Source organism: Enterobacter cloacae complex sp. IR5412, from assembly GCF_049237385.1.
GTDB classification, from domain to species: Bacteria; Pseudomonadota; Gammaproteobacteria; order Enterobacterales; family Enterobacteriaceae; genus Enterobacter; species Enterobacter intestinihominis.
The window spans coordinates 118093-127353 of sequence record NZ_JBMKHQ010000010.1 but is presented as its reverse complement, the minus strand read 5'-3'; the positions used below and the strand labels follow the sequence as shown (position 1 = coordinate 127353).

7 protein-coding genes are annotated in these 9261 nt (G+C 53.9%); 1 reads left to right on the top strand and 6 read right to left on the bottom strand.

The window, feature by feature from the left end; translation table 11 throughout:
- Positions 1 to 202: 202 nt before the first annotated feature.
- Positions 203 to 1216 carry an NAD-dependent epimerase/dehydratase family protein gene (locus tag ACOTX2_RS17700; protein WP_022647600.1) on the top strand — a complete coding sequence of 338 codons (1014 nt, stop codon included), beginning with the start codon at positions 203 to 205 and terminating at the stop codon, positions 1214 to 1216.
- Positions 1217 to 1360: 144 nt separating this feature from the next.
- Here ACOTX2_RS17700 and ACOTX2_RS17695 read toward each other — a convergent pair whose 3' ends face one another.
- The 6 genes from ACOTX2_RS17695 to gspL form a co-directional block, all read right to left on the bottom strand.
- On the bottom strand, positions 1361 to 3187 hold the full coding sequence (locus tag ACOTX2_RS17695; RefSeq protein ID WP_063148387.1) for a chitinase: 1827 nt from the start codon (positions 3185 to 3187) through the stop codon (positions 1361 to 1363).
- Between the two features lie 134 nt (positions 3188 to 3321).
- Positions 3322 to 3762 carry a type III secretion system invasion protein IagB gene (gene iagB / locus ACOTX2_RS17690; protein WP_023299704.1) on the bottom strand — a complete coding sequence of 147 codons (441 nt, stop codon included), beginning with the start codon at positions 3760 to 3762 and terminating at the stop codon, positions 3322 to 3324.
- Between the two features lie 101 nt (positions 3763 to 3863).
- Positions 3864 to 6587 (bottom strand): glycosyl hydrolase family 18 protein, encoded by a 2724-nt coding sequence (locus tag ACOTX2_RS17685; RefSeq protein WP_038415759.1) that lies wholly within the window; start codon positions 6585 to 6587, stop codon positions 3864 to 3866.
- Between the two features lie 253 nt (positions 6588 to 6840).
- A complete protein-coding gene (locus tag ACOTX2_RS17680; RefSeq protein ID WP_023299702.1) occupies positions 6841 to 7638 on the bottom strand; it encodes a prepilin peptidase in 798 nt (265 codons plus the stop codon).
- The gene (gspM, locus tag ACOTX2_RS17675; RefSeq protein WP_022647595.1) at positions 7635 to 8120 is read right to left on the bottom strand and encodes a type II secretion system protein GspM; all 486 of its coding nucleotides are present in this window, start codon (positions 8118 to 8120) and stop codon (positions 7635 to 7637) included. Before gspM ends, ACOTX2_RS17680 begins: the two co-directional genes overlap by 4 nt.
- Entirely contained in the window at positions 8117 to 9250 is a 1134-nt protein-coding gene (gspL, locus tag ACOTX2_RS17670; RefSeq protein ID WP_063148388.1) for a type II secretion system protein GspL, read from the bottom strand. The genes gspM and gspL overlap by 4 nt, the downstream gene beginning before the upstream one ends.
- Positions 9251 to 9261: the final 11 nt, after the last annotated feature.

Sequence of the window (9261 nt, the reverse complement as noted above, 5' to 3'; positions counted from 1 at the left end):
TGCCCGGGCTGTTCTACTGGCTGCTGATGATCCCGGCACACCTGTTTATCTTCCGCGGAATGGCGAAACGGATTGCGCAACTGGCAGAAGAAAAGCGGGAAAGTAACTAAATAAAACTCTTTTTCTTTCACCTTTCCCATTGCAACACATCGTAATTCACGAAAGAATGCGCACGAAATTCTTTTCAACACAGTGGATTGTTATGAAGGTACTGGTTACCGGGGCGACCAGCGGCTTAGGCCGAAATGCGGTCGAATTTCTGCGCAACAAAGGCATCAGCGTGAGGGCCACCGGTCGCAACGAGGCGATGGGCAAGCTCTTGCAAAAAATGGGCGCTGAGTTTGTCCATGCCGACCTGACGGAGCTGGTCTCCTCTCAGGCCAAGGTGATGCTCGCCGGTATCGATACGCTGTGGCACTGCTCCAGTTTTACCTCCCCGTGGGGTACCCAGGAAGCCTTCGATCTCGCCAACGTGCGCGCCACGCGCCGTCTGGGCGAATGGGCCGTCGCCTGGGGCGTGCGTAACTTTATTCATATCTCTTCCCCGTCGCTCTATTTTGATTATCACCATCATCGTGATATTCAGGAAGATTTCCGCCCTGCGCGCTTTGCCTGTGAATTTGCCCGCAGTAAAGCGGCTGGCGAAGAGGTGATCGACCTGCTGGCCCAGTCAAATCCGCACACCCGCTTTACCGTGCTGCGACCACAGAGCCTGTTTGGGCCGCACGACAAAGTCTTTATCCCGCGACTGGCCCAGATGATGCACCATTACGGCAGCGTGCTGTTACCACGCGGCGGCGATGCGCTGGTAGACATGACCTATTACGAAAATGCCGTTCACGCCATGTGGCTGGCGAGCCAGCCGGAGTGCGATAAGCTGGTGTCGGGCCGCGCCTATAACATTACCAACGGCGAACCCTGTACCCTGCGCAGCATTGTGCAAAGGCTGATTGATGAGTTAAAAATCGACTGCCGGATCCGTTCCGTTCCCTACCCGATGCTGGACATGATTGCCCGCAGCATGGAGCGCTTTGGCAGTAAATCGGCGAAAGAGCCTGCGCTGACGCATTACGGTGTGTCGAAGCTCAACTTTGATTTTACGCTGGATATTTCTCGGGCGGAGAACGAGCTGGGGTATAAACCGATTATCTCGCTCGATGAAGGGATAGTGCGTACGGCGGCGTGGTTGCGGGATCACGGGAAGTTACACCGGTAAGCGTTCCAGCCTCATGTAGGCCGGGTAAGCGCAGCGCCACCCGGCAAAAAACAGAGAGTGCGGACTGATGCCCTCACCCCGGCTCTCTCCCACAGGTAGAGGGTGCAAACATTAAAACGGCAACCCGAGGGTTGCCGTTTGCTTTTATAGAGCCGTCCAGGCTTCAGCCCATGCCAGGCCTGCACCCGGCTCATAGTACGTCGGCGCACTGTTACACCAGCCGCTGTACGGGAACGGTTTGCACTGGAACAATTTACCGTGGTTGTTCACGATATCACCGGCGTTGTACTTGCTGTTCGCGCTCCATGCCGGGTAAGACGTATCTTCTCCGGATGGCGTTGCCGCTTTCGCTTTCACGTTCAGCAGGTAAGACGTGGTGCTGCTCAGCTCGCCATCGCTGACGGTCAGGCTCACTTCATACTGCTGCGCCGTTGCAGACTCAGGCGCCTTAAAGGTCACCACCGCTTTATCTTCGCCGGTCACGGTCTGGCCATCCTGAGAACGCCAGGTGTAGGTCAGCTTGTTGCCGTCTGCGTCGGTAGAGCCTTCCGCGCTCAGAGAAACCTGCGCGCCCGCTTCTACGGCACCGATTGGGCCCGCAATCTGCGCAACCGGCGCGTGGTTCACCGCGACAGGTTCAACCGGAGTTTCATCCGGAACTGGCGCTGGCGTTGGGGCCGGCGTAACATCTTCAGAAGGTGTTGGCGTTGGCGTGACCGGGGTTTCGTCCGGCGTCACCGAGGAACTGTCGTCATTCACGATATTCACGTTATAGAACTTCTGCACGCACTTGCTGTAGTCGCCCTCTTTGAACGCGCTGAACGGTGTCTGATAGCCCACCAGCTGGCAAGAGTAAGTCTTGCCGTCCGGGGTATCCGCGCTCCATCCCCAGTCCTGTTCCCAGTAAATCTTCAGGGCGCCTGCGCCACCTTCGTCAAACTGCTTCATGTTGGCGCAACCCAACACTTCGTTCGCCGGAACAGGTACTTTCAGGTAGTTCGCAAATTCTTTGTAATACTTGATACGGTTCTGAGACTGCGCAATTTCAGTCGGGCCGCCGCACTCAACGCCGCCGTTGATGATCTGGGTTGTTACACCGAAGCCCGGGACCAGGCCGTTGGCTTTATCGTGATCGTTCGGCTGCCATGTACCGTCGATCACCTGCAACATGCTTGGTTTTGGCGGCTGTGGATAGGCGAAGAAGAAGATAGCACTGGCCAGGTTCAGCCAGGTGTCCGCCACCAGCTCAGGTTTATCGAGCAGGGTACGCACGTCGCCGTACATCGCTTCAGAGAATGGACCGTAGTTGTAGTTGTAGGACAACTGTTTCGCACCGCGTCCGAAATAGCTCAGGAAATCGCCGTCTTTGTCTTTACCGCAAGGCCAGGTCTGTCCCTGCCAGACGTCCGGGTTACATTCGCCGTTATAGCCCCCCTTCTGCCCTTCGCTCCAGCCCATTTCACGCACGTGGACCAGCGCCTGACGCCATTCGGCTTCCGGACGCCAGCTTTCGTGGCCGCCGGTTTCCTGGGCAAAGTGGGCAAACATGGTCGCCAGCTCTTTGCGGCAGATAGCGTCGCTGTCACGACCGTCGTTGTAGGTCTTACACAGCGCCGGGAATTTACCCACGGCTTTCAGGAAGTTGCTGTAGGTATAAGCCTGTGCACGCAGCGGGAAGAGATATTCCCAGTCGCTGGCTTTCACAATCCCTTCAACGCGTTTGACGTTGTCCGGGTTCGCCGCGCGGCCTGGCTCAATCAGTTCGACCTGCGCGTTGTCCAGGGTCTGAATAGTCTCTTTAACGGAGGCCATCAGCGGGAAGTTAGTGAGCTCATGCTCTTTCTTCGCCAGATCGCTGGCTTTCATGGTGTACGGCTCGCCGGTGGTCGCCTGCAAAGAGGCGGCCTGCGCCATAAAAGGTGCAACGCAAGCACCAGCAACAAGTACACTCAGTAACGTCCTTTTGTTCATTTCAGTTTTCCTGTTCGTTTCAAATTAAATGTTAATATCCCGGCTTAGGTATTATTCCGTTAATACATAAACCACATTCAGCTGTTTTCACTTTTCGAAGAACACCTTCAGGAATTCTTCAAAAATAAAAAACGTTAATCACGTGCTGCTAATTTTAATTGCTGATATTTAGCCCAGACCTTATGGGCATATTTCATCCGCTGCGGATAATTCTCTTTCTTCAACCCGGCGTTATAAGCGCCTACCGCTTCCCAGTTATAGCCATATACTCTTATCATTCCGGAGAGAATGGAGGCACCCACCATGATGGAGGTACACGGCTCGGTCATTAAGCGATACTCATCGATGCCTCTGCTTTCCAGCGCGGTAAAATGCGAGCTGTTGATTTGCATCAGCCCGACATCCCGCGTGCCATCGCGGTTTTTCCCAACCGCGTACGGATTCATACCGGATTCCACATTCGCTATCGCGTAGAGTAAATAAGGGTCGACATGATAATAACGCGCCGCTTTATCCCAACAGTTTGCCAGAGCACCCTGGCTTATTATTAATAACAACAAAATGAGCTTTTTCATTTTTACCTGCTGACTTTATTGGTTATTTCTCCTTAGAAACATCCTGTAAATGAATTTCTAATTACTCCCCCTCAGAAGGGGGGAGTAATTAATGGGTTAAATTATTTGCAATCTGTTGATGCGCCTTCTTTCACCCATACGTCGCTATTTGCTGGGTTATCACCACGGGTCCACCATTTCGCACGGTAAACGTTACCTTCATAGGTGGTGGTGTCGCCGCCGTTGTAGACCAGGTCAGAACGCCAGTTCATCTTCACGTTGCTTACCAGCTCCCACGCGTCCATACCGAAGCCAGGCTGATTGCCCTGAGTCCAGTATTTCGCTTTCCACACGAGGTGGTCGAAGCTTACGGTATCGCCGTTGTTATAGATTTTGCTCGCGTCCCACGCAGCGTATTTGCTGGCGTTGGCATCGACAGGTGCGTCGCAGCTGCCGGTGGTATCGTCAGCTGGCGGGGTTACGTCGTCAGCCGGTGGTGTGACGTCATCGGCAGGAGGCGTTACGTCGTCAACCGGTGGGGTTACGTCATCGGCAGGAGGCGTTACCTCGTCAGCTGGCTTAGGCTCCACCGTCACCTGCACGTCAGACTGCACGCTGGTTTTACCGTCCGTCACAATAACGCTCAGGGTGTAGGAAGAAGTATTGTGCACTTCTGGCGCAGTGATGCGAACGTTGGCCGAATCAGTGCCGGTCGCGTTCATATCAGCCGGTACGCTCCAGCTGTAGGTCAGCGCGTCACCATCAGGATCGGATGCCTGTGCGTGCAGAGAAATTGCTTCACCGGACTGAACGGTAACGGCTTCCATAGCATTTATTACCGGCGCCTGGTTGGCTTTAGGCGCTTTATTCACAACCTGGACGTCAACAGCATTGCTCAGCCCTTTAGCGTCGGTTACGGTCAAACGGAAGACCAGGTTCTGGTCGCTTGTCACAGCCGGAACGCTAAAGCTGGCTTTTGCTTTGGTGCTATTGGCGATGGTCACAGAAGGGCCTGAAACCTGCGTCCATTTATAGGTCAGCGCATCGTCGTCCTGGTCGCTGGAAGCAGAGCCATCCAGGGTCACGGTTGCAGGACCGGTGACATTTTGATCGGCAGCTGAAGCCACTGGCGCATGGTTAGTCTCAACAGGCAGATCCGGGATGGAACTTCCGCCCAGCAGGCTTTCGTTCATGGCGTTCAGGATATCGCCGTTATCAGACTCGATAGACCATGCGAACAGTCCGCCCAGGTTTTTGTTCAGTACGTATTTGCCTTTCGCCATAACGGAACGGGCGTTATCGTACGTCACCAGCTCACCGGTGGACTTGTTGAACACGTACGGCGCTTCAGCCGCTTCGTCATATTTGTATTCCCAGCCCGGTTTGCCCAGCATCTGGTTGACGATTTGACGATAGTCAACGATACCGTTTTCCCATGTCCCTTTAATTGGTCCGGTTGCGGTGCCGGTAAATGGATTATCGCCGGTATAACCATGAACGCCGGTCCAGCCGCGGCCATACATACCTGCGCCTACCACGATCTTGCCTGGCTTAACGCCCTGCTCCAGCATCGCTTTTACCGCGTTATCGGTGGTGTAGTTAGTGTCTGGTTTCCAGGAAGCACCGTACAGGGCGGTCTGGTGGCCCAGATCGGTATTGCTCCAGGCACCGTAGAAGTCGTAGCTCATCAGGAAGATATGGTCGAGGTACTGCTGCGTGGTGTTATAGTCCACGTCTTCGATCTTATCTTTACCGGCACCGATTGCAGTAGTCAGCTCGTAGGTACGACCGGTTTCCGCAGACAGTTCATTCAGCATCTGACGCAGGTCGTGCATCAGCGCGGTGTAGGTGGCTTTATCGGTCTGAGGATTGCCGAGTTTGGCGTTTTCACCGCCGCCGCCCGGGAATTCCCAGTCAATATCCACGCCGTCAAACACTTTCCAGGTGGTCAGGAAGTCTTTTACCGACGCCACGAAACGGTCACGCAGTACTTTGTTATCCATCTGATAGAACGGATCGGACAGGGTCCAGCCACCAATGGATGGCAGAATTTTCAGGTCAGGATGGGCTTTTTTCATCGCCATCAGCTGCCCATAGTTACCTTTGTAGGGATCGTCCCAGTTGCTTACGCCTTTCTGCGGTTTCTGCAACGCAGCCCATGGATCGTGAATGGCCACGGTGTAGTCCTGACGGCCAGCACAGGCGCGTTTCAGGGATTCCAGTGCACCTGAAGATTTGGCGCTGTCGTTAATACCGTCGCCGCCGCAAATTGGAATAAAGCCGTACAGCAGGTGGTTAATGTTCGCGACCGGGATCTTATCCGCAGAGAAGTTTCGATCGTAAACGCCCCACTCAGGGAAATAGGCACCGACGACTTTATCGGTATGCTGAGCGAAAGCTTTGTTATTTTCCAGCAGCGGCGTATTCAGCGGCAGCAAATGGCTTCCGTCGGTATCCGCCACGATAATCAGTTTGCTTGCGCTTTTGGTACAGCCGCTGTCGTTACACAGTTCGACCTGTTCCTGATAGCGGCCCCCTTTTTTGACTTTGAAGGTCGCAGAACCCGCCGCGCTGCCCGCGCCGGTCCAGACGGTCTTGCCGTCCAGCAGCACTTTTGCAGACGTTGGGGCGTCACCGCTCCAGACGTTCCATTCCACTTTTACATCAACACCCTCTTTATGCACTTTGATGAGGTTGTTGTAATCCTGTGCCGCCTGATCCACTTCTACCAGCGCAAATTTATCATTGCCCGATGTAATAGAAGGCGTACCCGGCGCAGCTGCAAATGCGGAGCTGGTGGCCGCCGCAATAAAGAGCGCCAGATATTTTGGTTTCATAAATTTCATTTTTATTTCCTGATAAATTTATTTATAACGTAATAACCCATGCCTTCCGTGAGATCATGGATGCGTTTCGCGTAATGCGTATTTAACCAACGTGAGTGCCGTGAACAAAAAATTGTTGCTGCGCTGTATTCCTCCATAAAAAGATACAAGCCAAATCCAGTGTAGCTTATATCTCCTACGATACACCGAGCGTAAAGAGTCGTCCTTCTCTCGCAGCATCAAAAAGATTTATAAAAAACCTTGACCAGTATATTTAAAATGTGAAAGCAAACTGCTGACTAATAAACACCACGATTCCAGAAAAGGCGAGGTAAGGACCAAAAGAAATAGTGAGGTTATTTTTATTTAAATTATTGACGGCGAAATAACCTACAATACCGCTTAACGCTGCCGCCAGTTCAATGGAGGGTAATGCCTGCCAGCCGCACCAGGCGCCCAGCGCCGCCAGTAGCTTAAAATCCCCGTAACCCAGCCCTTCTCGTCCGGCGATCAGACGAAAAGCCCAGTAGAGCAGCCAGAGCGACAGATAGCCCGCCACCGCGCCAAACAGCGCATCACGTAGCGGCAATGTGTGGTCAATAGCATGGAGCACTAACCCCGCCCACAGCAGCGGCTGGGTCAGGCAGTCCGGCAACAACTGATGCTGCCAGTCGATCATGGCCAGCGGCAGTAAAAAAGCCGCCAGTAACCACAAAGAGAACAGCGCCTGAACGTCCGGCATGCACCAGGCCGTGATGCCAAAAAACAGCGCGGAGAACAGTTCCACCAAAAAGAGTCGCAGCGGGATCGCGCTGCCGCACTGGTGACAGCGCCCCCGTAATAACAGCCAACTGAGCAGCGGGATATTTTCCCATGCAGCAAGCGTGTGCTGACACACCGGGCAGTGCGAGGCAGGAAAGAGCAGATTGCCGCTCCCCTCCTCATCCATCACCATTCCCGGTACGCGCTCGGCAACAACGCCGAGAAAACTGCCCATAATCCCGCCCAGGATAGCACTCATCATCGGGAAACCGAGCGGACAGGCCTCCCGCATCAGCGTGAAGGTATTCATGCGCTTTTTGACCAGGTAAGCTGCACCTGTGCTTTCACATCGCTGAGGTGGTCAACCGGTGTGAGGTTTATTTTTTGCAATGTCACGCCGGAGGTCTGATTAATTTCACGCAGCCAGCTTTTTAATTCATATACATTTACCCGATTCACCACGAACGATAAAGTTTGCCCCTCCTGGCGCACATCCGTCAGTGAAAGATTAATTTCATGAGCGCTGTTCTCGACCACCGTACGCGGATTATTCGTTTTAACTAACTGGACCTGAAGATGATTTTTATCAATTTCACTGCGCATCCAGTTGAGCGTCTCTTTTTGTCTTTTAAGCGTCGATTTACTATTTTGGATCATATTATCCAGGGGAATTACTCCTGTGTAATACACCGCAGCCCCCACAATGGCAACGGCACATATTTTTAAAATGATTTTTTCCCGGGCGCTGTAATTCTGATAGCGTGATTTCAGCTGCGCGATTCGCTCTTTCATTTATGTTTCCCTGCGATCATGGCGGTATACGGTTCGGTTGTTGAAACAGGTTGTAAGGTAAAATCAAAATTCTCACTGGTCTGGTTCACAAACGCCTGCAACGCGGGCTGGCTTTGTGCGCTAACGCTCAGCGTCAGGGTGTTTTGCTGCGCATCGTATTCCAGCAGATCGATCTCCATCGCAGGGACTGACTGCCGGGCTTTCTCCAGCTCCTCAAGCTGAAGAAAGAACCCCTTGCTCTGTTTTTTCAGGCTTTGGCCAAAGTGATATTTGATATTGGTCTGCTGGCGCATGCTGGGGAAATGGTGCTGATAAACCTGAACGATCTCCTGCTGAACCCGATTTTCCTGCTGCACCAGCATCCAGGCCATCGCAATGCGCGGCCCCAGCAGCAGACCAACGGACAGCAGGCCCGCCGCTATCATCGCTGCTTTCATGCTTTTTGCGGCCTGGCCATGACCGGCCTTAAGGCTGAATTCACCGTGAAGCAGATTCATACGACAGGTTTTCCACTGCGGCTGGATCAGCACCAGCGGGTGCTGCCAGGCATGCTGTACGTCAACGTGAACGTCCGCAGGCGCGTCGCCGTAGCAACACACTTCCCCGTCTCCGGCTTTCTGCATCAACAGCGGCAGCAGGGTTCCCTCCATTTCACCCGCCACGTGGGGAGATAAACGCAGCCAGTAGCCTTTATCCTGTGCGACCAGCGTGCTGCCCCCTGCCGCCACGGGCAGCAGCCAGGCATCAGGCAGGGCCTGAATCACGTTTAATCCGGCCTCGTGACAGCGGGTCAATGCCGCACGCAGGCGGTCGGCGTCAATGGCAACGGCGTCGACGTCAGCGCCTTTTTTGTAGAGCACTGTCCAGTGGAGGTTGTCCACGTCGCCAATCAGCGTCTCTTCCGCCATCCACGAGAAGGCCATCGCCTGAGAAGCCACCTTTTTCGGCAGCGTGAAATGGCGGAAAATCATGTCGCTGGCGGGCAGCAGGAGACAAACGCGTGTAGCCAGCGGGTGTTCGGCCAGCATCTCCAGGCTGTCGAGCACCTCGACGCGCTCGCTGCCGGACTCACAGCACATTATTTTCCCGCCCTCGCGGCTGTCGGGGCGAACAAAAAGTACCTGTTTCATAACGTTCTACT